The 24516-nt window shown below is 69.0% G+C and carries 26 protein-coding genes and 1 pseudogene; 10 read left to right on the top strand and 17 right to left on the bottom strand.

From position 1 onward, the window contains the following. Positions 1 to 48: 48 nt before the first annotated feature. The 7 genes and pseudogenes from B7495_RS16365 to B7495_RS16340 all read right to left on the bottom strand — a co-directional run bounded on the left by B7495_RS16365 (position 49) and on the right by B7495_RS16340 (position 4018). Positions 49 to 522: a universal stress protein gene (locus B7495_RS16365; RefSeq protein ID WP_088457518.1), complete on the bottom strand. Its 474-nt coding sequence runs from the start codon at positions 520 to 522 to the stop codon at positions 49 to 51. A gap of 101 nt (positions 523 to 623) precedes the next feature. After that, the gene (locus B7495_RS16360; protein WP_255416757.1) at positions 624 to 1016 is read right to left on the bottom strand and encodes an SDR family NAD(P)-dependent oxidoreductase; all 393 of its coding nucleotides are present in this window, start codon (positions 1014 to 1016) and stop codon (positions 624 to 626) included. Between the two features lie 100 nt (positions 1017 to 1116). Continuing rightward, positions 1117 to 1173: pseudogene (locus B7495_RS19485) on the bottom strand (hypothetical protein); the annotation flags it as partial. A gap of 80 nt (positions 1174 to 1253) precedes the next feature. Beyond that, positions 1254 to 2033 (bottom strand): SDR family oxidoreductase, encoded by a 780-nt coding sequence (locus B7495_RS16355; protein ID WP_088457517.1) that lies wholly within the window; start codon positions 2031 to 2033, stop codon positions 1254 to 1256. Continuing rightward, positions 2030 to 2569 (bottom strand): MarR family winged helix-turn-helix transcriptional regulator, encoded by a 540-nt coding sequence (locus B7495_RS16350; protein ID WP_166788827.1) that lies wholly within the window; start codon positions 2567 to 2569, stop codon positions 2030 to 2032. The genes B7495_RS16355 and B7495_RS16350 overlap by 4 nt, the downstream gene beginning before the upstream one ends. A gap of 98 nt (positions 2570 to 2667) precedes the next feature. Continuing rightward, positions 2668 to 3495 carry a siderophore-interacting protein gene (locus B7495_RS16345; RefSeq protein ID WP_088457515.1) on the bottom strand — a complete coding sequence of 276 codons (828 nt, stop codon included), beginning with the start codon at positions 3493 to 3495 and terminating at the stop codon, positions 2668 to 2670. 52 nt (positions 3496 to 3547) lie between these two features. Continuing rightward, positions 3548 to 4018, bottom strand: a complete 471-nt coding sequence (locus B7495_RS16340; protein WP_088457514.1) for a hypothetical protein — start codon at positions 4016 to 4018, stop codon at positions 3548 to 3550. 167 nt (positions 4019 to 4185) lie between these two features. Here B7495_RS16340 and B7495_RS16335 point away from each other — a divergent pair, with 167 nt between their 5' ends. Beyond that, a complete protein-coding gene (locus tag B7495_RS16335) occupies positions 4186 to 4770 on the top strand; it encodes a TetR/AcrR family transcriptional regulator (RefSeq protein WP_088457513.1) in 585 nt (194 codons plus the stop codon). A 55-nt stretch (positions 4771 to 4825) separates the two neighbouring features. On the opposite strand, the gene B7495_RS16330 is transcribed toward B7495_RS16335, so the two are convergent. Together B7495_RS16330 and B7495_RS16325 are read right to left on the bottom strand one after the other, a co-directional pair. Further along, positions 4826 to 5932: a Gfo/Idh/MocA family protein gene (locus tag B7495_RS16330; RefSeq protein ID WP_088457512.1), complete on the bottom strand. Its 1107-nt coding sequence runs from the start codon at positions 5930 to 5932 to the stop codon at positions 4826 to 4828. After that, positions 5929 to 6732, bottom strand: coding sequence for a sugar phosphate isomerase/epimerase (locus tag B7495_RS16325; RefSeq protein ID WP_088457511.1), 804 nt, complete (start codon positions 6730 to 6732; stop codon positions 5929 to 5931). The genes B7495_RS16330 and B7495_RS16325 overlap by 4 nt, the downstream gene beginning before the upstream one ends. Before the next feature lie 222 nt (positions 6733 to 6954). On the opposite strand from B7495_RS16325, the gene B7495_RS16320 reads away from it, so the two are divergent. The 5 genes from B7495_RS16320 to B7495_RS16300 all read left to right on the top strand — a co-directional run bounded on the left by B7495_RS16320 (position 6955) and on the right by B7495_RS16300 (position 11984). Continuing rightward, entirely contained in the window at positions 6955 to 8304 is a 1350-nt protein-coding gene (locus B7495_RS16320) for a hemolysin family protein (RefSeq protein WP_088457510.1), read from the top strand. Then, on the top strand, positions 8297 to 9337 hold the full coding sequence (locus B7495_RS16315; protein ID WP_088457509.1) for a hemolysin family protein: 1041 nt from the start codon (positions 8297 to 8299) through the stop codon (positions 9335 to 9337). The genes B7495_RS16320 and B7495_RS16315 overlap by 8 nt, the downstream gene beginning before the upstream one ends. Before the next feature lie 197 nt (positions 9338 to 9534). Then, positions 9535 to 9789: a transposase gene (locus B7495_RS16310; RefSeq protein ID WP_240632287.1), complete on the top strand. Its 255-nt coding sequence runs from the start codon at positions 9535 to 9537 to the stop codon at positions 9787 to 9789. Continuing rightward, complete coding sequence (locus tag B7495_RS16305) at positions 9786 to 10670, top strand: IS3 family transposase (protein WP_205748755.1); 885 nt, start codon at positions 9786 to 9788, stop codon at positions 10668 to 10670. The genes B7495_RS16310 and B7495_RS16305 overlap by 4 nt, the downstream gene beginning before the upstream one ends. 231 nt (positions 10671 to 10901) lie before the next feature. Further along, positions 10902 to 11984, top strand: coding sequence for an IS30 family transposase (locus B7495_RS16300; RefSeq protein ID WP_121678506.1), 1083 nt, complete (start codon positions 10902 to 10904; stop codon positions 11982 to 11984). Between the two features lie 61 nt (positions 11985 to 12045). Here the strand turns inward: B7495_RS16300 and B7495_RS16295 are convergent, their stop codons facing one another. Next, positions 12046 to 13302 (bottom strand): MFS transporter, encoded by a 1257-nt coding sequence (locus B7495_RS16295; RefSeq protein ID WP_088457506.1) that lies wholly within the window; start codon positions 13300 to 13302, stop codon positions 12046 to 12048. Between the two features lie 204 nt (positions 13303 to 13506). On the opposite strand from B7495_RS16295, the gene B7495_RS16290 reads away from it, so the two are divergent. Continuing rightward, on the top strand, positions 13507 to 13887 hold the full coding sequence (locus B7495_RS16290; protein ID WP_088457505.1) for a DUF1622 domain-containing protein: 381 nt from the start codon (positions 13507 to 13509) through the stop codon (positions 13885 to 13887). A gap of 38 nt (positions 13888 to 13925) precedes the next feature. Here the strand turns inward: B7495_RS16290 and B7495_RS16285 are convergent, their stop codons facing one another. The 4 genes from B7495_RS16285 to B7495_RS16270 all read right to left on the bottom strand — a co-directional run bounded on the left by B7495_RS16285 (position 13926) and on the right by B7495_RS16270 (position 17327). Continuing rightward, a complete protein-coding gene (locus tag B7495_RS16285) occupies positions 13926 to 15098 on the bottom strand; it encodes a class I SAM-dependent methyltransferase (RefSeq protein ID WP_088457504.1) in 1173 nt (390 codons plus the stop codon). A 157-nt stretch (positions 15099 to 15255) separates the two neighbouring features. Further along, the gene (locus B7495_RS16280; protein ID WP_088457503.1) at positions 15256 to 16248 is read right to left on the bottom strand and encodes an LLM class F420-dependent oxidoreductase; all 993 of its coding nucleotides are present in this window, start codon (positions 16246 to 16248) and stop codon (positions 15256 to 15258) included. Positions 16249 to 16292: 44 nt separating this feature from the next. Then, positions 16293 to 16697: a VOC family protein gene (locus B7495_RS16275; RefSeq protein WP_088457502.1), complete on the bottom strand. Its 405-nt coding sequence runs from the start codon at positions 16695 to 16697 to the stop codon at positions 16293 to 16295. A gap of 30 nt (positions 16698 to 16727) precedes the next feature. Further along, positions 16728 to 17327, bottom strand: coding sequence for a signal peptidase II (locus B7495_RS16270; RefSeq protein WP_240632286.1), 600 nt, complete (start codon positions 17325 to 17327; stop codon positions 16728 to 16730). 161 nt (positions 17328 to 17488) lie between these two features. Here B7495_RS16270 and B7495_RS16265 point away from each other — a divergent pair, with 161 nt between their 5' ends. From B7495_RS16265 to B7495_RS16255, 3 genes are all read left to right on the top strand, one after another. Continuing rightward, on the top strand, positions 17489 to 18541 hold the full coding sequence (locus B7495_RS16265; RefSeq protein WP_088457501.1) for a diacylglycerol kinase family protein: 1053 nt from the start codon (positions 17489 to 17491) through the stop codon (positions 18539 to 18541). Positions 18542 to 18604: 63 nt separating this feature from the next. After that, positions 18605 to 19375, top strand: a complete 771-nt coding sequence (locus tag B7495_RS16260) for an alpha/beta fold hydrolase (RefSeq protein WP_165787991.1) — start codon at positions 18605 to 18607, stop codon at positions 19373 to 19375. Continuing rightward, complete coding sequence (locus tag B7495_RS16255; RefSeq protein ID WP_088457499.1) at positions 19372 to 20082, top strand: triacylglycerol lipase; 711 nt, start codon at positions 19372 to 19374, stop codon at positions 20080 to 20082. Before B7495_RS16260 ends, B7495_RS16255 begins: the two co-directional genes overlap by 4 nt. Here B7495_RS16255 and acs read toward each other — a convergent pair. The 3 genes from acs to B7495_RS16240 all read right to left on the bottom strand — a co-directional run bounded on the left by acs (position 20030) and on the right by B7495_RS16240 (position 24471). Further along, on the bottom strand, positions 20030 to 22279 hold the full coding sequence (acs, locus tag B7495_RS16250) for an acetate--CoA ligase (RefSeq protein ID WP_088457498.1): 2250 nt from the start codon (positions 22277 to 22279) through the stop codon (positions 20030 to 20032). The two genes, B7495_RS16255 and acs, sit on opposite strands and share 53 nt — an antisense overlap. A 238-nt stretch (positions 22280 to 22517) precedes the next feature. After that, positions 22518 to 23324: an ABC transporter permease gene (locus tag B7495_RS16245; RefSeq protein WP_088457497.1), complete on the bottom strand. Its 807-nt coding sequence runs from the start codon at positions 23322 to 23324 to the stop codon at positions 22518 to 22520. A 97-nt stretch (positions 23325 to 23421) separates the two neighbouring features. Continuing rightward, entirely contained in the window at positions 23422 to 24471 is a 1050-nt protein-coding gene (locus tag B7495_RS16240; RefSeq protein WP_088457496.1) for an aliphatic sulfonate ABC transporter substrate-binding protein, read from the bottom strand. Positions 24472 to 24516: the final 45 nt, after the last annotated feature.

Here is a 24516-nt window from a genome sequence, read left to right as displayed (position 1 = left end):
GAGCGGGTGCTCAGGTGGGATCCATCACCACGCAAAAGGGTACACCGCTCACTCGGACTCCCACGGCACGTCATCGTCGAACGACACCGGCGACAGGGGGACGACGACGACGGGACGGTGCTGCCGGTGCGCCAGGTGCATCGCGATCGAACCCGCGAAGAACTCCTGCAGGCTGCCGCGCACGGTGCCGTCCCTGGTGCCGACCACGATCATCACGGCCCGGAGCGTCTCGGCGAGCTGCCCGAGCGCCCTGGCCGGGTCGCCGGAGAGCTGGCGGGTGCTCCACTCGATGTCCTGGCCGCCCAGGATGCGGGTCAGGCGGGCGGTGAGGTACGGGTCTATGCCCGCGCCGTTGCCCGGCGCGGGTACGTCGGCGTGGTCGGCCCGCGGATGCCGGCCGGGGTCCACCCAGGCGCACACCAGCTCGGCGTCGAACCGCGCGGCGAACACCGCGGCCTGCAGCACGACGCCGTCGGCCTGACCTGGATAGACGCCCACCACCACTCGGGCTCGGATGCTCATGGCGCCCAGAGTGACAGAAGACCCTGCACCGCGGTAGGCCCCTAGCCAGGACGACGCCGCCGTGCCGTTGACGCCGTCCGCGTCGACGCAGCACTGTCGACTCAGTGCAGCTTGATGGTCCCACCGTCGACCATGAGCGTCTGCCCGGTGATGTAACTCGAGTCGTCAGAAACCAGGAAGGCGACCGCGGGGGCGACATCGGTACCCGGGTCCCCGAAACGACCGAGGGGGATATTGGCCAGGGTCGACTGGTAGAGCTCGGGGAACGCCTGTGACCAGGCCTGCACACCCTCGGTCATCGCCATGGGGCACACGACGTTGACCCGGATGCCGTCTGGTGCCCATTCGTTCGAGACGACGCGGCTGAGGCCCCGGATGGCTTCCTTCGCCGCCGCGTACGCGGCCTGGGTGGGCTGACCGTCCAGGCCGGCACCGGAGCCGAAGTTCACCACCGATCCCGTGGTCTTCTTCAGTTCCGGGTAGGCGGCGCGCATGAAGTTGATGGTGGCGCGCAGCCCGGTGGAAAAGGAGAACGGCAGGATCGGACACGTCGCCCTGCAGGAACACCGCGGTGTCGCCGAGCTCGGCGGCCAGGGCTTCCCCGGCCTCCCGGGCGATATCCACCACGACGACGCTGGCACCGCGTTCCACGAAGGTGCGGGTGATGGCGCCGCCGATGCCGGAGGCCCCACCGGTGACGATGACGCTCTTCTTGCCGAGTTGCAACGGGGTTACCAGGTGCTGTCACCGCGCAGGACGGCGTCGTAGCCGCCGTCGATGAAGATGACCTGGCCGCACAGGTGCGAGTTCTCCTCGTCGGCCAGCCAGACGAGCAGCTTCGCGGCGACGTCGGCGTCAAAGGGCCCGTTGAGCGGCATCGGCACCTGTTCGTTCAGCTTTGCGCGGCCCTCGGGGGTGGCGACCAACTCGGTCGTCATCGGGGTGAGAACGACACCCGGCGCGATCGCGTTGAGCGGAATCCCGGCGCCCGCCCACTCGGAGGTGGGTGCGGTCGTGCGCAGCCACCGGGCCAGGGCCCGCTTGCTGGACGAGTAGATCTGGTGCCCGGTCGCCGGGGTCGTGGCGAGTTCGGCGGCGCGGGCCAGGGCATCCTGTTCGGTGCCTTCCAGCAGAAGTCGCACCAGCTCCTCATCGAAGGGTTGCAGCGATGCCATCGAGGCGACAGCCACGGCGCGCGGGGCTGGGGACCGGGTCAGCAGCGGGCGGAGGCCCTCCAGGGTTGCGACGGTGCCGTAGTAGTTGACCGCGGCGGTGACCGGGATCGGGTGGCTGAGACCGGCGACGGCGATGACGCCGTCCAGCACGCCGCCGGAGAGTTCCTCGGCAGCGTGGATCAGGTGCTCGCGTCCCTGCACCGTGGACAGGTCGGCGTTGATGTCAAAGTCCTTGAGGTCGGCGCCGATGACGTTGTGGCCCCTGGAACGAAGGAGCGCGGCGGTGGCCTTGCCGATGCCGCTGGCGGCGCCGGTCACAAGGTAGGTGCGGGTCATGATCGATCTACTTTCTGGTCGGTGGTGGGTTCAGGTGTCGGTGCCTCAACGCTGATGGCGTACGCGAGCGCGTCATCTCGGAATCGGCGGAGGAGCCGGTCGAAGTCGTCGCGGTCGTCGTCTGACCACTGGCGCATCAGGTCGGCCATCATCGCGTCGCAGGCCCGGGTCAGCGCCGTCGTGGCGGCTGTTCCTGCGGGCGTCAGCCGCACCAGGGTGGCCCGGGAATCGTCGGGGTCCTGACGCTTCTCGATCAGGCCGTGCGCGGTGAGCCGGTTGCTGAGCTTGGAGATCGCGGAGGCACCCACGCGCAGGCGGGAGGCGAGGGCGGATGCGCGCTGTTCGCCGTCGCGGGCCAGAACCGTGACGGCCACGATCGAGGTGGCGTCCAGATCAACGCCGGCCTCGACCGCCAGTCCCCGGATGAAGGTTGCGGAGGACCAGACCGAGAAGACCTCGAGCAGTGCCCCGAGTTGTTCATGACGGTACGGCTGAGCGGACGTTCCTTGTGATGCGGCGTCGGCCTCGGGGGGCACAGTGGCACGTCCTTTCACATCCTCAAGCCTTTACTGTCTTCAAGACAGCATATATTCGAGGAGGTCGTGGTGCAAGCCCCGTTTCGCCGGCGGTGTCGCTAGGAGACGGGCAGGATCACGCCGATGGGTTCACGCTTCTCGGCCTGGAACCTGTCTTCGGTGCGGCCCTGCGCCCAGTACCCCGATAGGGAGAGCTCAGATCTCTGCACGCCACGCGCCGTGAAGACATCGCGCAGTGCCTTCATCGCCGAGCGCTCGCCGTGCGCGAAGATCTGCGGCCGGCCGGGCAGCCAGCTGGCTGCGTCCACCGCGGAGGACAGCTGCGCCGGGTCGGTGCCGAACAGCCATCGGATCTGCACCGCACCGGGCGCGGTCAGCTCCAGGATTTCGCTCGCGCTTGCCACTTGGATGAAGGCCAGTCCCGCTGCCGTGGCCGGCAACGACTCCAGCGCGGCCGCGATGGCGGGCAGCGCGGACTGGTCGCCGGCGAACAGGTGCCAGGCCGAACCGGGGTCGGGGGCGTAGCCGCCGCCAGGGCCGGAGAACGAGAGCAGGTCACCCGGTTGGGCCGCGTCGGCCCACGGACCGGCCAGACCCTCGGTGCCGTGCACGACGAAGTCGATCGTGAGAGTGCGTGCGTCGAGGTCCACCTGGCGCACTGTGTAGGTGCGGGTCACCGGAAGGTCTTCAGGGGGGAGGATCTCCCGCAGGGCCGTGATATCGAAAGGCGGCGTGAGACCGAGCTCCCGCTTGGCGAAGTGGATCTTCACGTATTTGTCGGTCGAGTCGTTGGTCACGAACCTGTCGAACTGCTCGCCGGAGAGGACGATGCGTACCAGATGAGGGCTCACCTGTTCGCGGTGCACAACGTGAAGAGTGATCTGTGGACGCACGGGACGGGCCGGACTGGCGGTGAGAGTAGTCATCCCGACTCACTCTAAGTTAGGTAACCCTCACTTGGCAATATCCCGGGTGCGGCTAGCCGAAGCGCAGGATCCGGAAGCCTGCCGCGTCCAGGGTGGTGAGGCCGAACCGCTGCCGGAGGGTGCGCTCCTTCTGGCCCGGCACGACATTCGAGAGCGCGAGGGCGACATGGAACAGGATTTCCGAAGCGACCAGGCGCTGCAGCTTCGGGGGAGCGAGCCTGGATCTGGCGCTCTGCACCACGACGATCCGCACGGCGTCAGGTGCGATGTGGTTCTCCAGCTCGCGAAGCAGCGTGGCGGCCTTCACGAGCGAGGATCGCCGGGCGTCCCGGTCGATGGCCAGCACGACCACGCGGGCCGGGCGCGCCGCCAGTGCGTGGTCGGTCACCGGGATTCCCGCCGCTCGCGCGCCGGCGCGCAGCACGGTGAGGAGCTCGTCGGCATCCCCCTCGAGCAGGATCGGAGCCGTCAGGACGTGCGCTGCGATCGCCCGAAGTTGTTCTGCTCGCTTCTTCTTCGACATGCCGCCCCTCTCGTGGTCCTCCCATTCTCCGGCACGGCGGCCAAGGGGCCTACTGGTGGGCGCTCTGGGTCGAGGCGGCCAGCCTGGCGGCGGCGGGCTTCAGCCCCGGAATCCGGGGATTTTCGGTGCTTATCTCACGGTTCGCGGAACCTCGCTAGCCTTGAACCATGGCCACCCTGGGCAGATACCCGAAAGGCGTTGCGAAGCGCGCCGAGATCCTGGAGACCGCCCTGGCGCTCGTGGCGCGGCAGGGCTTCCGTCAGACCTCGGTACGGGACATCGCCGCCGCGGTCGGGCTCACCCAGGCCGGCCTGTTGCACTACTTCGAGTCGAAGGATGACCTTTGGGTGGCCATCCTCCGCACCAGGGACGAGATCGACGCGTCGAAGGATCCCCAGGACCCGGACCCGGCGGCCACCTTCGCGGCCCTGATCCGGCACAACGCCGAGGTGCCCGGGCTCGTGCAGATGTTCGCCAACCTGTCCGCCGCGGCGGCGACCGACCCTGAGCATCCGGCGCACGAGTACTTTCGGGAACGCTACGCGCACTCGCGCAGCACGATCACGGCCGGGCTGCGCCGCATGCAGGCATCCGGGCGGCTCGACGACTCGGTCGACCCTGAGATGTTGGCGTCGATCCTGATGGCGGTCAGCGACGGTATGCAGGTGCAGTGGATGTTCGACGACAGCCGCGACATGGGTGCACACGTCGAGGCCGTGATAGCCCTGGCCCGCACGCGAACTGTGAGCTGAACCCGAAAAACCCGCGTTTCTGGGGCTTAGGTCACAGTTCGCGGTGCGGAGCGCGCTACAGGGTGGCCGCCGCGGGATCCCAGTCTTCGGCGAGCGGCGTGGGCTGGGTGACGCTTGACGCCACATCGACCGTGGTGCCGGTCTCTGCGGCCTCGGACACAGCCAGGAGCACATCGAGCACGTGCGCCGCGACCGCGCCGCTGGCCCGCTCGGGAACGCCGGCCCGGATCGACCGCGCCAGGTCGAGCACGCCGGACCCGCGACCATAGGTGGACCCGACCGCGGCGATCGTGGTCGGCTCCTCGTGGCCGAACCGCCACAGGGTGGACTCGCCCTCGAAGGTATTCGGGTCCGGCAGCACCAGGGTGCCCTCGGTGCCGCTGATCTCCACGAAGCCCATCCGGGGCAGCGCGTTCTGGAAGCTGAAGGTGGACTGCGCCGACTGACCGCCCTCGAACGCGATGACCGCGGCGTGGTGGGTGGGTACCTCGACCGGGAACTCGGTGCCGGCGCGTGGGCCGCTGCCGATGGTGCGGACCGCGCTGGAGGTGGACGACACCGCGCCGACCCGGCTGGCGGCGCCGAACGCGTGCACCAGCGTCGTGACGTAGTACGGACCCATGTCGAAGAGCGGCCCGGCGCCGTACGCGAACAGGAACTCGGGGTTCGGGTGCCAGGCGTCGGGGCCGGGAACGTGGAACATCGTGGTTGCCGTCAGCGGCTCGCCGATGTCGCCGCGGTTGATGGCCCGCATGGCGGTCTGGATGCCCGCACCCAGCACGGTGTCCGGCGCGCAGGCGACGCGGAGTCCCGCGGCGTCCGCCGCGGCGAGCAGTGCCGCGCCGGAGTCGTGGTCAAGGGCGAGAGGCTTCTCGCTCCAGACGTGCTTGCCGGCGGCGATGATGCGCTCACCCACCGCGGTGTGCACGGCGGGGATGGTGAGGTTCACGACGATTTCGATGTCGTCCCTGGCCAGCAGGTCCTCGACGGACCCGTGTCCGGGCACCCCGTAGGCCTCGGCCTGAGCCTGGGCGCGATCGAGGTCGAGGTCAGCGACAAACAGCACGTCGAGGTCGGCGAACGCCGTCATATTCTCCAGGTAGGTGCCGCTGATGACGCCGGCGCCGATGACACCGACGCCGACGCGTCCGGTGCGGCTCACTTGTCGTTCTCCGCGAGCCAGGCGAACGACGCCGCGATGCCCTCGAAGACATCACCCGCGTAGCCGTCGAACTCCACCACGCGCAGGGCGTGCGGCGCGGCCTCGAGGATGGCGGCGACGCCGACGTCGCCGCTGCCGGCCGGCAGCTGGCTGCTGAAGGCGGTGACGAGCGCATCGGACACGTTCAGGGCACTGTCGCTGCCGGGCAGCGTCGTGACGATGTCGCCCTGGACCGGGCCGTCCTTGATGTGCAGGAACTGCACTCGGTCGCCCAGGCGGCGTAGCAGCTCCGGGGTGTCCGCGCCTCCGACGGTCGACCAGTAGGTGTCGAGTTCGAGGACCACGTCGGGGGAGAGGCCGTCGAGGAACAGCTCGTAGATGCTGCGGCCGTCGACCTTGTTCGCGAACTCCCACTGGTGGTTGTGGTAGCCGAAGCCCAGGCCGACAGCGGCCGCCTGCACCTGGAGCTCGTTCACGCGGTCGGCGATCCTGGCGGCGTCGTCAGCGGTCTGCCACCGATCGCTCGGGATGAACGGGTCGATGACCGTGCCGATGCCGAGCTGTGCGGCGGCGTCGAAGGTGCGGGCCGGGTCGTCGGAATCGATGACGGGTGCGTGTCCGGACGGCGCCGAGATGCCGGATGCCGCGAACGCCTTCTCGAACTCATCCGCGCGGTCGACGAACGCGTACGGCTCCACCTTGGTGAAGCCGATGTCGGCGACGCGGGCGATGGCCCCCTGGAGGTCTGCGGAGATGGCATCCCTCACGGTGTAGAGCTGGACCGAGGGCGTGCTGGACATACGTGCTCCTTTGGAAGTAAGTGCCTGATTCTTCTGCTGGAACAAACCTAACGGTGCAAGGTTTTATCCGCCAGACCCGGCGGCGGGTGATCCTGTGCGTTTGTACAGGGAGCGGCCCTAGGCTCGAGTGACTATGGATGACCCTCCCACGCATAAACCCTTGCTCCCTGCCCGCCCCGAAGCTTTTCGGACACAGAACTTCCGGGCACAGGGAGCCACCTCGTGAACGAATGGATCATGCTGGGCCTCGGGCTCATCCTGACGTTCGGCACCGGCGTGTTCGTCGCAGCCGAGTTCGCCCTCGTCACACTCGACCGCAATGAGCTCGAGGCCCGAGCGGCCCGCGGCGAGAGACGTCTCGGCCCCACCATCAAGGCCTTGCGGATCACCTCGACGCACCTCTCCAGTGCACAGCTGGGCATCACGTTGACGACCCTGCTCACCGGATACACCTTCGAGCCGGCCATCAGCTCGCTGTTACGCGGCCCGATGACGGACCTCGGGGTGCCGGAGGGCGTCGTGCCCGTGCTCGGCACCGTGATCGGCATCTCGCTGGCCACCCTGTTCTCCATGGTGATCGGCGAGCTCGTGCCCAAGAACTTCGCCCTGGCCGTTCCCCTGGCCACGGCCAAGTTCGTCGTGCCGATGCAGGCCGCGTTCACGGCGGTGTTCAAGCCCGTGATCCTGCTGTTCAACAACACCGCCAACGCCCTCATCCGCCTGGTCGGCATCGAGCCCAAGGAGGAACTCTCCGGCGCGCGCAGCGCCGAGGAGCTCGGCTTCCTGGTGCGCCGGTCGGCCCTGGAGGGGCTGCTGGACGCCGACCACGCCGAAATGCTGGGCCGCACGCTACGGTTCGCCGAGCTCTCGGCCGCCGACGTGATGACCCCGCGGGTGCAGATGTCGTCGGTGCAGGCCGGCGACACCGCCGAGAACGTCGTGACCCTGGCCAGCGCCACCGGCTTCTCCAGGTTTCCGGTGATCGGCCGGGACACCGACGACATCCTGGGCGTGCTGCACGTCAAGCAGGCCTTCGCGGTGGCCCTGGGTCGCCGCACCCTGGTGCGGGCCGACGAGCTCATGCTGCCCGCCCTGCGGGTACCGGAGTCGATGGGCGTCGACCGGCTGCTCGGCACCCTGCGCCAGCAGGGCCTGCAGATCGCCGTGGTGTCCGACGAGTACGGCGGCACCGCCGGCATCGTCACTCTCGAGGACCTCGTGGAGGAACTCGTCGGCGAACTCGAGGATGAGCACGACAGGGCCAAGCCCGGCATCGTGCGCACCGGCCGCTCCATCGTCTTCGACGCGGGCCTCCGCCCCGACGAACTGCTCGAGCGGATCGGCGTCACCGTTCCCGAGGACGGCGACTACGACACCATCGCCGGATTCGTGACCGACCGGCTCGACCGGATGCCCGAGCTGGGCGACACCGTGCCCATCGACGTGGGCACCCTGCGGGTCGAGCGGATGGACGGCGCCCGCGTCTCGCGCATCCGTCTCACCCCCACCGCAACCACGGCCGACCTCGACCCGGTGACCGCTGCTAGTGAAGGGAGGCCGACCCATGAGTGAGTACCTTCCCGGGCTGCTCTGGCTCGTTGTGCTGCTGGCCGTCAACGCCTTCTTCGTCGGCGCCGAGTTCGCCGTGATCTCGGCCCGACGCTCGCAGATCGAGCCGTTGGCCGCGCAGGGCAGCAAGGCCGCCAAGACCACCCTGTGGGCCATGGAACACGCCACGCTCATGCTGGCGACCTCACAGCTGGGCATCACGGTGTGCTCGCTGGTGATCCTCAACGTGTCCGAACCGGCGATCCACCACCTGCTCGAGATCCCGCTGGGCCTCACGTCGCTCTCCGCAGAGGCCATCGGTGTGATCGCGTTCGCGGTGGCGCTGGGCCTGGTCACCTTCCTGCACGTGGTGCTGGGCGAGATGGTGCCCAAGAACATCTCGTTCTCGGTGCCCGACCGTGCCGCGCTGATCCTGGCGCCGCCGCTGGTGTTCGTGGCCACGGTGTTCAAACCGGTGATCTTCAGCCTGAACTGGCTGGCGAACGGGGTGCTGCGGCTGTTCAGGGTGACCCCCAAGGACGAAGCCACCAGCGCGTTCACGCTCGACGAGGTCGCCGGCATCGTGCGGCAGTCCACCCGTGAGGGCATGCTGATGGATGCCTCCGGCACGCTCTCGGCGGCGTTCGAGTTCACCACCAAGCGGGTCCTGGACGTGGAGGTGCCACTGTCCGGCATCGTATTCCTGCCCGAGCATGCATCGCCGGCGGACCTGCAACGGGCGGTGGCCGAGCACGGTTTCTCCCGCTACATCCTCACCGACGGGGCCGGGTTGCCCGCCGGCTACCTGCACCTCAAGGACGTGATGGACCTCACCGGACCGGACGCCTTCGCGCAGCCGGTGCCCGTCAAGCGGGTGCGCAAGCTGGCGACAGTGCTGCGAGACAGCGACCTCGAGGACGCCCTCGCGGCCATGCGCCGCACCGGCTCGCACGTGGCGTGTTCGTTCGACACGAGCGGGGTCGCCACCGGGGTGCTGTTCCTCGAGGACATCATCGAGGAGCTCGTCGGTGAGGTGGAGGACGTCACCAGCGTGTAGCCGGCGTGGTGGGTGTGCCCCGGAGGCAATCGCACCGTTTTATTAGGAAATAGTGCGTTTATTAGGACCGAATCGGGTGGGGTGACCCGGTGCTTCCGGACAGTGTTCCTATTTGATTGGATGAAATCATGGGAGCAGTCAGGAAGTCCGGTCCCCGTCGGAGGTTCACGGACAAGGAACGAAGGAACGCTGTCGAGATGGTGACGTCGACGCGGCGGCCGATCACGCAGGTGGCCGCGGAGTTGGGCATCTCGGATAAGACCTTGTGGGCCTGGGTGAACCAGGCCCGGCTGAACAAGATCGACCCGGAACGGGCGTTGACCCGGCAGCAACGAGAACGGATCCGGGATCTGGAGAAAGAGAACGCGCGGCTGCAACGGGACGTGGAGTTCCTAAAAAAAGCGAACGCCTTCTTCCGGGAACTCGATCGCGAGGACAACGGTTCGTTGTGATCGACCGGTTGAAGGCGGACCTACCGGTGTCGTATTTGTGCGAGAAGCTGGGGGTGTCCCGGTCCGGCTACTACGACTGGGCCGGGCGCGAACCCTCACCGAGAGCTCAGCGTCGCGACGAGCTCGCTGCGCTGGTGATCTGCGAGTTCGCGGCGTCGGAGCGGTCGGTGGGGTATCGCAAAGTGACCGCCGCGCTGCATGCCGACGGTGTGGCCGTTGACCGTAAAACGGTGGCTGCGCGGATGCGCGAACTGGGGTTGATCCCGCTGTTCGCCGAGGCGGCGTTCAAGAAAGCCAACCAGCGCAGCAGTCGTGAGGTTGATCCGGTCGACCTGGTGAACCGGCTCTTCAGCAGCCTCACCCCAGGAGCGATCCTGGTCGGCGACATCACCTACGTCCATACCCGTGAGGGGTGGCTCTATGTTGCGACGGTAATCGATCTGGCTTCGCGGGCGGTGCTCGGATACGCGACCGGGAAACGCCAGACCGTGGGCCTGATCATCCGGGCCTTGGACCGGGCGCGAGCGAGCGGCCACGTCGCGGCCGGGACGATCTTCCACTCTGATCACGGCTCGCAATACCGGGCGAAAAGCTTCGCGAGGTACTGCGGTAAGCACGGCATCCGCCGTTCGATGGGCGCGAACATGCAGTGCTGGGACAACGCCGTCGCCGAGTCCTTCTTCTCCAAACTCAAGAACGAACGACTCACCTGGCTCACCTTCACCACCCGCCGCGCGGCGACCCATGAGGTCGTGAAATACATCGGGCACTACAACACCCGGCGCCGGCACCAGAGCCTCGGCTACAAAACACCAGCCGAAGCCCTCACCACGTTCGCCAACACGGCAAAAACAGCCAACGCCACCCCGGCAGCGGCCTAATAAAATGATCAGGAACAGTGTCCAGGACGCACGGGTCACCCCAGGGCTTGGGCTCAAGGGGTCAGCGCAACACTCTGACTTCTTGGAGTGATGATGCGTATTCCTGTTTCCCGTGCTGTGCGTCGGGTGTTCTGGACAGCGATTCGGGACGGAGCTACGACGCAGGACGCTGCCGCGGTTGCGGGCATGTCATCGCAGGAGGGTGACGTGTGGTTCCGCAATGCTGGTGGCATGACACCGTTGTCGTTGAATCCGCCATCCGAACGGTTTTTGTCGATTCGTGAACGCGAGCTGATTCTGGCCGGGATCAGCGCCGGCCTGTCGATCAGAGCGATCAGCCGGTCGATCGGACGCAATCCGTCGACGGTGCTGCGGGAGTTGGAGCGAAATCTGCCTCATCAATACCGACCGCGGTCGAGGATGGGGCGGCCCCGTTCGACGCCGGTGAAGTACTCGCCGTTGTTAGCGCAGCGTCGCGCAGATCTGAGGATGTCCCGCCCGAAACCAGCGAAACTGGCCCTGAATGACAGGCTCCGGGACGAGGTTCAGAATCGGCTATCGGAGAAGGCCAGCCCGGAGCAGATCATGCGACGATTGCGGTTGGACTTCCCCGACGATCCGGAGATGCGGGTGTCACACGAAACGATCTACCAATCCCTGTATGTTCAGGGCCGCGGGGCGTTGCGCCGCGACCTGACAGTGGCGTTGCGCACTGGGAGAGCGCTCCGTAAACCGCAACGCCGGGCCACCCAACGCCAGGGCCGGATCCGCGACATGGTGCTGATCAGCGACCGGCCCGCCGAGGTCGAAGACCGGGCAGTTCCCGGACACTGGGAGGGTGACCTGATCGTCGGCAAAGACAGCGGCTCCGCGATCGGCACCCTGGTCGAACGCACAACCCGGTTCGTGATGCTGCTGCACCTGCCCGACAAACACGGCGCCGACGAGGTCCAGCAGGCGATGATCGAGACCATGGGCAGGTTGCCGGAATTCCTCCGCAAATCCGTCACGTGGGACCAGGGCAAAGAAATGGCCAATCACGCGCAGATCCGAATCGCCCTCGACATGGACATCTACTTCTGCAACCCGCACTCACCCTGGCAGCGCGGCAGCAACGAGAACACCAACGGTCTGCTGCGCCAGTACTTCCCGAAAGGCACAGACCTCTCCGGCTACCACCACGACTACCTCGACTACGTCGCCAACCAGCTCAACGACCGCCCCCGCAAAACCCTCGACTGGAAAACCCCGAAAGAAGCCCTCAACGAGCTACTCTCGAAGCCACAACCGACCGGTGTTGCGCTGACCGGTTGAATCCGCCGGGCAAAGCATCCTATTAAACGAACTTTGTCCTAATAAGCGACCGTTGAGTGCCTCAACTGAGCGTGGGTGCCGGGCGACGCAGCAGCGACCAGGCCACCACCACCGCGACAAGGGCCATGGCGGCGACGCCGAGGCCCGAGTAGCCCACCAGCAGCAGGACAGGGCCGGCGAGGGCCCCGCCGAGGGCGCCGGCGGCGTTCATCGACAGGTCGGAGAAACCCTGTAGCGCCGACCTGTCGTGCACCCCCACGGCCTCCGTGATCAGCGCCGAGCCGGCCACGACGGATGCCGACCAGCCGAGCCCGAGCAGGATCAGCCCGACTGTCATGGCGGTGGCGTTCTCGCCGGCGAGCCAGAACAGCACGAGCGCGGCCAACAGCAGGGCCTGGCCGGCCAGGATCACCGGCACCCGGCCCAGCCGGTCGGCCAGGGCGCCGAACAGCGGCGACAGCGCGTACATACCGGCCACGTGCAGGCTGATGGTGAGGCCCACGATGGTGAGTGAGGCGCCATGCTCGGAGAGATGCACCGGGGCCATCGACATCAGCGCCACCATGGTGGCGTGGCTGAGGGCGATGACCACCACGGCATAACGGGCCAGCGGGTTGGAGCGCACGATGGCCAGGCCGCCGTGCTGCCGGGTGCTTGTCGGCCGCGCCTCGCGCACCGACAGGGCGGTGAGCAGCGGGTCGGGGCGGAGCCCGATCGTGTAGACCAGTGCGGCACCGACCTGCGCGGCGAGGGAGAAGGCGAATGCCCCGGTCAGCGGCGGCAGGCCGAGCTGCGCGCCGACGACCTCGCCGGGACCGAACAGGTTGGGGCCGAGGACCGCGCCGATGGTGGTCGACCACACCACGATCGAGAGGTCGCGGGCGCGAGTGGTGGCGCCGGCCAGGTCGGTGGCGGCGAACCGGGCCTGCAGGTTGGTGGCCGAGCCCGCGCCCAGCAGCATCAGGGCGAGCAGCAGCAGCGGGAAGGTGTCCAGCGCGACGGATGTGATGGCCAGGATGGCACCGACGCCGGCGATCCCGGCGCCGGTGGCGAGGGACCGGCGCCGGCCGCTGGCCTGGGCCAGTCGGGCAAGCGGCACGGCCACCACGGCCGCGCCCAGCGTGCTCATCGTGGCGGCCATGCCCGACCAGGCGTTCGAGCCGGAGAGCTGGGCGGCGAGCAGGGCGCCGAGCGAGAGCGTGGCACCCATGCCGATGCCACCGAGGATCTGGCCGAGGATGAGCACCCGAACGACCTTCCGCTGCAGGCGGGGGTGCGCGCTCGCATCCGTTCCGGCGGGACGGCGGGGTGTGGTCATCGGGATCCCTGCTGGTTGACTGTGTGGTGCGCTGCGGTCTCGATCAGCCTACGGCCGGTGACGTAAAGGCGGAATTTTTCGCCGAAACGCCGGCCGAGCACCCCGCGCAGACGGCGTTTGGGGAATTTCTCCGCCTGTGCTGCTGCCGGTCGAGCCTGTTGAGGGAGTATCTTCGCGCCAACGGTGACGGCGGGAGATGCGCGGATGACGTTCGAGGCAGTGGTCGAGGCGGCCGTGCGAGTGGTCGAGGTGGTGGGTGCGGCCATCATGGTGTTCGGCGGGCTGGCGGCGCTGGTAGCCGGCATCCCGCGGATGCTGCGCGCGGACACCCGGGCGACGGCGTACCAGACCATGCGCCGGGAGCTTGGCCGGGCCATTCTGCTGGGCCTGGAGGTGCTGATCGTGGCCGACATCATCCGCACCATCGTGGTGGAACCCACGGTGGAGAGCGTGCTGGTGCTCGGGGCGATTGTGATCATCCGGGTGCTGCTGAGCTTCTCGCTCGAGGTGGAGATGGACGGCGTCTGGCCGTGGGCCAGGTGGCGGATGATGGGAAAAACTGAGACGTCGAGCCCGCCAGGCTAGGACGCGGTCGGGCCCGGCGGCCGGTGGGGTCGAGCGGATCAGGCCCGGCGCAACCGCCAGAGCGAGGTGACCTCGGCGGCCCTGGCCGCATGCAGGGGGTCGGTCGTGTCGGCGACCTTGTGATGGGTGGGGCGGGTGTCGAGGCGCGCGATCACCGTGAGGCCGGCGTCGTCGATGAGGTCGAGCAGCGCGCCGCGGGAGCGCAGCCCGAGCAGCTCGGCCAGGTTGGAGAGGATCAGCCAGCCCTCGCCGCCATCGGTGAGGTGCCCGGCGAGCCCGGCCAGGAAGCCGCGCAACATGCTGCTGTCGGGGTCGTAGACGGCGGCGTCGGTGCTCGTCGCGGCCGAGGCCGGCAGCCAGGGCGGGTTGCAGACCACAAGGTCGGCCCGACCCGCCGGGAACAGATCGGCGTCGAGAACGTCGACCCGGTCGCCCAGGCCCAGGCGTTTCAGGTTCTCTCCGGCGCAGGCCAGCGCGCGCGCCGACGTGTCGGTGGCCACCACTTTGTCGATGCCGCGGCGGGCCAGGATCGCGGCGATGACGCCGGAGCCGGTGCCGATGTCGAACGCCGACCCTGTCGCGGGCAGCGGAGCGGTGGCGACGAGGTCGAGGTATTCGCCGCGGACCGGCGAGAAGACGCCGTAGTGCGGGTGGATGCTCGCACCGAGCGCCGCGACCGGCACACCCTTGACGCGCCACTCGTGCGCGCCGATCACGCCGAGCAGTTCGCGGAGCGAGGTGACCGACGCGGTGGTGCTGGGGCCGTACGCCTCATCGCAGGCCTGACGCACGTCGGGGGCGCGGCGGAGGCTCAGGGTGTGGTCGGCGTCGAGGGACACGAGCACCAGGCCCAACAGCCGGGCGCGGCGCATGGCCTCGGTGCGGCCCACCTCGAACGCGGCCTTGAGCGAGTCGCTGGGAGTGCGTCGGTGCCGGTCAACGCGACGGGCCATCGCCGTGAGCAACTGCCGGGCGTTCTGGAAGTCGCCCTGCCAGAGCAGGCCGGTGCCGGACTTCGCCAGCCTGTACGCGGCATCCGCGGTGAGGGTGTCGTCGACGACGACCACACGCTTGGGGGCCGGCCAGCCGCCCTCGGAGTGCCAGCGGGCGGTGTGCTCGGTGTCGCCGTCACGCCAGTGGATGTCTGCGGGGGTGTTGATGCTTCCCGATTCGGTGCTCTGGGCGCCGTCGGGGGTGTTCGTGCTGGACATGGTGTCCGATCTTGTGCCGCTGGGTTTCGTATCCGCCCGAGTCGTGCACGCGGGACTCTCGGTCGGAACCAGCCCTGGCAGGCTGTCGCGACCTGTTCGATTATCGCATCCGTCGCCGCCCGACACCGAGAAGGGGCGGGCGGGCGACGGGCGAGCGCTACAGCAGGGCCGGCATGACCTCGCGCTCGAACAGCTCCAGGCCGGACCTGTCGTAGGCCGCCTCGGGGAAGTAGTGGATCGCGTAGCCGAGGCCGCGCTGCTTCATGCCGTTCAGGCGCTCCACGATCTGCTCGGGCGTGCCCACGCCCTGCGCCTCGCCGCTGCGGTACTCGGCCATGAAGCTCGCCGCGCCCTCGACGCCGAGATACGGGGTGACCCGGGCCTCGATGGCATCCAGCCGTTCGGCGACCTCGGCCTCGTCGCGGCCGATCACGGTGTTGTAATTGGCCGAGCGCACGATGGCGTCGAAGTCGGTGCCGAGGGTGGCGCAGTGCTCGCGCAGCAGGTCGCTCTTGTGCGTGAAGCCCTCTGGGGTGCCGTCGAAGTTGGTGTAGTTCGCGTACTGCGCCGCGATGCGCAGGGTGACCTTCTCGCCGCCGCCGGCGATCCAGATCGGGATGCCGCCCTCCTGCAGCGGCAACGGCCGCACGATGGCGCCGTCCACCTGGTAGTGCTCGCCGTCGAGGGTGGCGGTGCCGGTGGTCCAGGCCTGCTGCATGATCTGCACACCCTCATCGAGACGGGAGAGGCGTTCGCCGGCACGCGGGAAGCCGTAACCGTACGCACGCCACTCGTGCTCGTACCAGCCGGCGCCGATGCCCATCTCGACGCGGCCGCCGGAGATGATGTCGATCGTGGAGGCCACCTTGGCCAGGTACGCGGGGTTGCGGTAGCTCATGCAGGTGCACATCTGGCCGAGCCGCACCCGACTGGTGGTGGCGGCGAAGGCGCTCATCAGGGTCCACGCCTCGTGGGTGGCCTCCTCGCTGGGCACCGGAACCGTGTGGAAGTGGTCGTACACCCAGATCGATTCCCAGGCGCCGGCATCCGCGTGCGCGGCGAGGCCGCTCATGGTGGCCCACTGCTGGGCGGGGTCGATGCCGACGAGGTCGTGACGCCAGCCCTGGGGAATGAAGAGTCCGAAGCGCATGGGCCCAGCCTAGGGGTGGCGGCGGCGCGGCCGCGGAAACGGCGTCAGGCTGGCAGCACCGCGAACAGTGAATGGATGTTGCCCTCGGGGTCGGCGAAGAAGCCGGTCAGGTGCCCCCAGTCGCGCTCCGCTGGTGCGGCGATGGCCACCGCTCCACGCTCGACGAGCTCGGCGAACCGGGTGCGCACCTGGTTCGGGGTGCCGCACTGGAAGTTCAGCTCCACGGCCTGGCCGCTTCGCGGCGCCACGAACGACGGATGGTCGTGGGTGTGCGCTCCCATGCCGGCGCGCCGGAAGATGGCGAGCCGCACCCCGATGGGGCCGCCGAGCGCCACGTAGTCCGGCTCTCGCACGGTCACCTCGAACCCGAGCGCATGCTCGTAGAAGTCGGCCATGCCGGCCACGTCGTCGGCCAGCAAGGTCACCCCTTCGAGCATCATCGTGTCCATGCCTCAGACGGTAGCATCGCCCGGGTCGACTTACAGCCTGGTGTCGGGGTCCTCCGGTGTGGAGGAACTGGTGGAGGCAGCGGCGCCGGCCTCGGCGGGCTCCGCATCCGGGCGGCGCAGGTGCACGCCCATCACGGTGAGGATCGCCAGCATGATTGCGCCGGCGAAGATCGCGATGTCGGCGACGTTGCCGATGAACAGGTTGCCGTAGCCGATGAAGTCCACCACGTGGCCGCGGGCGAAGCCGGGCTCGCGGAAGAGCCGGTCACCGAGGTGGGTGGTGGCACCGCCGAGCAGCAGGCCGAGGGCGACCATCCAGCCGCGGGACTCGACCCGCCAGGTGAGCATGGTGATCCACACCACGGCGCCGGCGGCGAGCACCGCGAACACCCAGGTGAAGTCGGAGCCGATCGAGAATGCGGCGCCGGGGTTGTAGACGAGCACAAAACGGATGATGTCCCCGATCACCGGAATGACCCTGCCATCGGCGAGTTCGGCCTCGGCCCACCACTTGGAGGCCTGGTCGATGAGGATCACCAGCAGGGCGATGCCGAAGGCGGGCCAGGCCAACCGGGAGGCCCGCCGCGAGCGGGTAGAGGCCGGCAGCGGAGTCTGGGAGGCAGCAGTCACCCCTCCATCATCCCAGCGATCGGGTGCCAGGCGCGGCGCGGCTCACAGAACCCTTCCCAAGCGAGGCGTGTAGCGTTGGTGCACCCGCACGCTGAGCCTGCCGGCTGCCGCGGGATTCACCCGAGCGGAATCATCCGCTCATCTGCCTGAGGAGAGCGCGCATGTCGACACCGTCCGACATCCCGACCGACATTCCGACCGACGACCCGATCGACGACAAGACCGCGACCGCGGATGCCGCGCCCGCCCGGGAGAGCGCAGCCGGACTGGCCGCCGTGGTTTACAACCCCATCAAGGTGAACCTCGACGACATCAAACGCGCCGTCGCCGCCGAAGAGGCCAAGGCCGGCTGGGGGGAGACCCTCTGGTTCGAAACCTCCAAGGAAGACCCGGGGCAGGGCGCAGCCCAGGCCGCGATCGATGCCGGCGCCACCATGGTGATCGCCGCCGGCGGCGACGGCACCGTGCGTGCGGTGGCCGAGGTCGTGCACGGCAGTGACGCGGCGTTGGCCCTGCTGCCGTCCGGCACCGGTAACCTCCTGGCCCGCAACCTCAACCTCACGCTCGACAACCTCGAACACTCGATCGGCACGGCCTTCAGCGGCAAGGACCGCAAGGTCGACATCGCCCGGATCGAGATCCGGCACGAGGACGACAGCGTCAGCAAGCACGCGTTCCTCGTGATGGCCGGCCTGGGCCTGGACGCCAAGATGCTCGCCAGCACCAACGACGAGCTCAAGGCCAAGATCGGCTGGCTCGCCTATGTGGGCGCGATCATCACGGCCCTGCGTGACCGCAACCAGTTGCGCCTGCGCTACAGCCTCGACGGCGGCCCCACCAAGTCGGTGCGCGCGCACACCGTGATCGTGGGCAACACCGGTACCCTCACCGCCAACGTGCTGCTGCTGCCGGAGGCCGTCATCGACGACGGGCAGTTCGAGATGCTGATGCTGCGCCCGGAGGGCTTCGTACACTGGGTGCAGATCGTCGTCAAGGTCTTGTGGGAGAACGGCGTGCTGCGCCGCACGCCGCTCGGCCGGCGCATGATGACCAAGGAGGTCGAGGCCCTCAACTACGTCAAGGGCCGCCAGATCACCGTGAAGCTCAGCCACCCCGAGGAGATCGAACTCGACGGCGACGGTTTCGGCACCGCCACGGCGTTCAAGGCGCGGGTGCTGCCCGGCGGCCTGCGCGTGCGCGTTCCGCAGGAGTGACCGATGCTCCCGATGACCCGCAGGTCCCCACGACGACCACGTCGAGCAAGCGGAGACGGTCGCGTGCGTGAGCTGCTGCTGCCGGAGAGCGGCGCATCCGTCACTGTGCGCTCGACACCGGGTCCGGAAGCGCCGGATGCGCCGGTGTTCGTCCTGGTGCACGGCATCGGCATGTCGCACCGTTACTTCGACCGGATGCACGCCGAGCTGGCCGCCACGGGCGCGGTGCACTCGGTGGACCTGCCGGGCTTCGGCCGCTCGCCCAAGCCCGCGGACGGGGTGTCGATCGAGCAGTACGCCGACTACCTCGGCGAGTTGCTGCCGATGCTGAGCGGGCGGCCCGTCGTACTGGTCGGGCATTCGATGGGCGCCCAGTTCGTGACCGAGACGGCCGTGCGCCACCCGACAGTGGTCGCCCACCTCGTCTTGATCGGTGGTGTCACCGACCCCACCCGATCTTCGGCGCTGCGCCAGGCTCTTGCCCTCGGCCGGGACACCCTGAAGGAACCTGTCAACGGCACCATGATCGTGGTGCGCGACTACCTTCTGTGCGGTCCGCGCTGGTACCTCGCCACCCTGCGGCCGATGCTCGCCTACCGCACCGACCTGCGGCTGCGGGAGGTGTACGCGCCGACCCTGGTGATCCGGGGAGAGGACGACCCGGTGTCACGCCACGACTGGGGCGTGCACCTCGCCGCGCAGGCTACACGCGGGAAGCTGCTCGAGCTGCCCGGCCGCCACCTCGTGCACTTCAGCGCCGCGGTCGACACGGCGGCCGGCATCCGGGAGTACGCCCGCACGGCCGCTCCTGATGGTGAGCCAGTCACGCCATGACCCGCAAGCCTGGTCGGTCGGCGCGGGGCCTGCTCTGCGTCGGCCTGCGGAACGCCGGCTCCTGGCTGCTGGACTACCGGTACGCCGTTCTCGCCCAGGTGCGTGGTGCCCTCGCCCGCACGCACCCCGACGACTACGCCTCGGGCGAGGCGGCGCCGGTGCTGATCATCCCGGGGATCTACGAGAGCTGGCACTTCATGCGGCCGCTGATCCAGGCGCTGCATGACGCCGGGCATCCGGTGCACGTGGTGACGCCGCTGCACACCAACCGGCGGCCGGTGGTGCCGTCGGCCGAGATCGTGGCCGAGTACCTGCGTGATCGCGAGCTGAACCGCCTGGTCATCGTGGCGCACAGCAAGGGCGGCCTGATCGGCAAGTACCTGATGACGCAGCTTGACCCCGACGATCGTGTCGAGCGGATGGTGGCGGTGAGCACCCCGTTCTCCGGCTCGCGATACGCCAGGTACATGCCCACTCCCAGCCTGCGCGCGTTCGCCGGCACCGACCCGCAGCTCGCCGCCCTCGGCGCCGATGCCCGGCTGAACGACCGGATCGTGTCGGTGTTCGGGCGGTTCGATCCGCACATCCCGGATGGCAGCATCCTGACGGGCGCCGAGAACGTGCGAATCGACACCGGCGGGCACTTCCGCATCCTCAGCCACCCCGACACCGTTCGCCAGGTGCTCGCGGCGGCCGCCCGCCCCTGACCCGCGCGAGCGGTGCTGCCCGCGAGAGCGGCCGTGGTGCTGCCTCGGCGGGGGTGGCAGCCACACGACCGCTTTCGCGGGATGATGGCTCGGCGCGGGCGGCGGCCACGATCGACTGGATGCGGCCGGGCACGGTGTCGTCCTGCAGCGAGGTGACGTCGCCGAGCGGGCGGCCGTCGACGATGTCGCCGAGCAGCCGGCGCATGATCTTGCCGGAGCGGGTCTTGGGCAGGTCGGGCACCAGGAACACGTCCCGGGGCTTGGCCACCGCGCCGATCTCGTGGGTGATGTGCGCCCGCAACTGCGGGGCCAGCTCGGCCGCCAGCGCCAGCCAGGCGGCCGGGTCATCCGTTGCCGGGGCCACCGCGGGAATCACGAACGCGGCGATGCCCTCGCCCGTGGTGGCATCGGTCACGCCCACCACGCCGGACTCGCCGACCGCCGGGTGCGACACCAGTGCCGACTCGATCTCGATGGTGGACAGCCGGTGCCCTGACACGTTGATCACGTCGTCGACCCGGCCGAGCAGCCAGATGTCGCCGTCATCGTCGTACTTCGCGCCGTCGCCGGAGAAGAAGTAGCCCTGCTCGGCGAACCGTGCCCAGTAGGAGTCGCGGTAGCGCTCCGGGTTGCCCCACACCGTGCGGGCCATGCCCGGCCAGGTGCCGGCCAGCACCAGATAGCCGCCGGTGCCGTGCGGAACCGGCTGACCCGCGTCATCCACCACCAGGGCGCTCAGGCCCGGCAGGGCGCGCAGGGCCGAACCGGGCTTGAGCGTGCTCACCCCGGGCAGCGGCGCCATCACGGCGGCGCCGGTCTCTGACTGCCACCAGGTGTCCACGATCGGGGCGTGGCCGGCGCCGATGTTCTCCCGGAACCACACCCAGGCCTCGGGGTTGATCGCCTCGCCGACCGAGCCGAGCAGACGGATGCTGGACAGATCGTGTTCGCTCGGCAATCCAGTGGGGAACCAGGTCATGAACGTGCGGATCAGCGTGGGCGCCGTGTAATAGGTGGTGACGCCGTAGCGCTGGATGATCTCGAAGTGCCGGCCGGGGTGCGGAGTGTTCGGGGTGCCCTCGTAGATCACCGAGGTGGTGCCGTTGGAGAGCGGGCCGTAGTGCACGTAGCTGTGCGCGGTGACCCAGGCGAGGTCGGCGGTGCACCAGTGCACGTCGTCGTCCTTGGCGTCGAAGACGGCCCAGTGGCTCCAGGACGCGTGGGTGAGGTAACCGCCGCTGGTGTGCACCAGGCCCTTCGGCTTGCCGGTGGTGCCCGAGGTGTAGATGATGAACAGCGGCGTCTCGGCGTCGAAGAACTCCGGCTCATGGGTGGCGGACGCCGTGTCGACGGTGTCGTGCCACCACACGTCGCGACCGGTCGTCCAGGGGGTGTCCGGGGTCAGGTCGCCGGTGCGGCGCACCACGAGCACGTGCTCGATCTGGTTCGTGCCCGACACGGCTTCGTCGGCGGCTTCCTTCACCGGCACGGCCTGGCCGCGGCGGAACTGGCCGTCGGTGGTGACGAGCAGCTTGGCGCCGGTGTCCTCCACCCGGAAGCGCAGTGCCTCGGCCGAAAAGCCGCCGAACACCAGGGAGTGGATGGCGCCGAGGCGGGCGACCGCGAGGGTGATGATGATCGTCTCGGGGATCACCGGAAGGTAGATGACGACCCTGTCGCCCTTTTCGATGCCGAGGGCGGTGAGCGCGTTCGCGGCGCGGGCGACCTCTCTTTCGAGGTCGGCGTAGGTGAGGGTGCGCCGGTCGCCGGGTTCGCCCTCGAAGTGGAACGCGACCTTGTCGCCGCGGCCGGCGGCCACGTGCCGGTCGACGCAGTTCACCGCCACGTTCAGTTTTCCGCCGGCGAACCACTCCGCTCGCGGCACGCTCAAGACGCCGTCGGCATCCGGGGCGGGCGGCTGCCAGGTGTGGTCGGTGTGCCAGGGCTCGGCCCAGTCCAGGCGCTTGGCCTGCTCGGTCCAGAAGGCGACCGGGTCGGCTGCGGCTTTTTCGTACCAGGAGGCGTCGACATTGGCCCGCGCGGCGAACGCGGCCGGCGCCGGGTAGCGGCGGTGCTCGGTGGAGAGGTTGCGGATGGTGGCGCTGGTGTCGGTCCAGTCCGCGGTGGCAGCGCGGGTGGCCGGGGGGTGGGTGTCCGTGTTGGCGTGAGTGCTGGTGCTGGTGTCGAGGTTCGGCATGGGCACACTCCGGCGGCTGGTTCTGATGGCGGACTATCGGGCGCTTTCGACGCTACGCAGCGCGGGCATCCATTGCAGGCAGCGGCGCAATGCGGCGTAACCTGCGCGGCCGGGCGGGTGGCCGCTCGGGGCAGGTCTTCGTCGCGGCGGCACAGGCTCTACCGCGTGCCGCGGCGCCTGATGCGTGCCGCGGCGCCTGCCGCGTGCCGCGGCGCCTGACGCGTGCCGCGGGCGCCGGTCAGGCCCACTTGGTGATGGCCCACTTTTCGAACACGCCCAGGATGGCGTCGGTGAGCTTGCCGAGCAGAGCGAGCAGGATGATGGCGAGCAGGATGCGGTCGATGCGGCCGTTCGTGCCCGAGATGGAGAGCAGATAGCCCAGCCCCATCGACGCGCCGAGCAACTCCGCGGCCACCAGGAACAGCCAGGCCTGGGCCAGCGCGAGCCGCAGCCCGGAGATCACCGACGGGATCACGGCGGGCAGCTGCACGGCGGTGAACAGCCGCACCCCGCGCAACCCGAAGGCGCGGCCGGCCTCCACGAGCTGGCGGTCCACGTGCCGCAATGCCTGCGCGACCGTGGTGTAGACCGGGAAGAAGGCGCCGATGGCGACGAGAACGATCTTGGATTCCTCGCCGTACTTCAGCCAGATGATCAGCAGCGGCACCCAGGCCAGCGACGGCACGGCCCGGATGGCGCCGAGGGTGGGCGCGAAGAGCACATCGGCGGCGCGGGAGAGCCCCACCAGCGACCCGGCGGCCAGGCCCAGCGCGGCGCCGATGGCGAACCCGATGAGGACTCGCTGGGTGGAGATGGCCACGTAGAGGGTGAGTTCGCCGCGGTCGAAGAGGTCGACGGTGGCGATCCAGACCATGGCCGGAGACGGCAGTTGGGACACCGTGACCAGGCCGAGGGCGGTGCTGAGTTGCCACAGGATCAGGATCAGCACCGGCAGGAGCAGCCCGCCGAGGATGCGTGCGCTCCGCCGCGACGTCAACGGCCGGCGCACGACGGGCGCCGTGTCCGGGGCGAGGGTCTCGGTCATCGGTGGCCTTTCGTGCGGGATGGGTGTGGCGGTGAAACCGAGGCGGTGAGGCGGACGCCGCGGCGGCCTGCGTGCGGCCGGCGCGGCATCCACCGGGCTACTCGATGATCGTCGGGTCGGCCTTCGTGGCGAAGGTGTCGTTCACGATGCTGTCGAGGGCGTCGTCGACCTGGCTCTGCTCGAGCACGTCGCCGGTCTCGACGAAGATCGGGCCGATCGTGGTGAGGACGTCGATCTGGGCGTCGCCGGGGACGTTGTCGACGTCGAGGTTGGAGCGTTCGGTGATGACCTTCGTGGCGACCGCGAGGTCGAGTCCGGCGACGTCGGCGAGGATCTGTGCGGTCTCCTCCTCGTTCGCCAGCGCCCAGGCGCGGGCGTGCTCGTAGACGTCGACGACGGTCTGGGCCACATCCGGCTTCTCGGTGATGAAGGCCTCGGTGGCGTTGAGGAAGCCGTAGCTGTTGAAGTCGACGTTGCGGTAGATGAGCTCCGCACCGGCGGCTTCGGCACCGGCCATGATCGGGTCGAGTCCGGCCCAGGCTTCGACCGAGCCGTTCTGCAGGGCGGCCCAGCCGTCGGCGTGCTGCAGGTTCTGCACGGTGACGTCGTCCAGGCCGAGGCCGGCCTCTTCGAGCGCCTGCAGCAGGAAGAAGTACGGGTCGGTGCCCTGGGTGGCGGCGATCTGCTTGCCCTTGAGGTCTGCGACGGAGGTGATCTCGGAGCCGTCCGGGACGACGAGGGCGGCCCATTCGGGCTGCGAGTAGATGTCGATGACCTGGATGGGCGAGCCGTTCGAGCGGTGCAGCAGCGCGGCGGAGCCGGCCGTGGAGCCCACGTCGATGGCGTTGGCGCGGAGGGCCTCGTTGGCCTTGTTCGAACCGGCGGACTGCACCCAGTTGACGGTGATCTCCTGGTCGGCGAGGGCCTCTTCGAGCCAACCCTTCTCCTTGATCACCAGGCTGAGCGGGTTGTAGGTGGCGAAGTCGATGTTGAGCTCGCCGCCCTGGGTGACGATGCCGGCGTCGTCGTCGGTGCTGACGGCTGCCTCGGCGGCGGGCTGGTTCTCACCGGCGACGCAGCCGGTGAGCAGCAGGGCGGCGGCCGCGGCGGAGGCGATCAGGGCGGTGGCGGTGAAGCGTTTCTTCATGGCGAGTCTCTCGTTGGGTGCGGGCGGGGAACGGGCATCCATGCT

Origin of the sequence: Cryobacterium sp. LW097 (assembly GCF_002205495.2) — a bacterium.
Taxonomy (GTDB): domain Bacteria; phylum Actinomycetota; class Actinomycetes; order Actinomycetales; family Microbacteriaceae; genus Cryobacterium; species Cryobacterium zongtaii.
The sequence above is the reverse complement of the archived record's forward strand: the minus strand, read 5'-3'. Positions and strand labels throughout refer to the sequence as shown.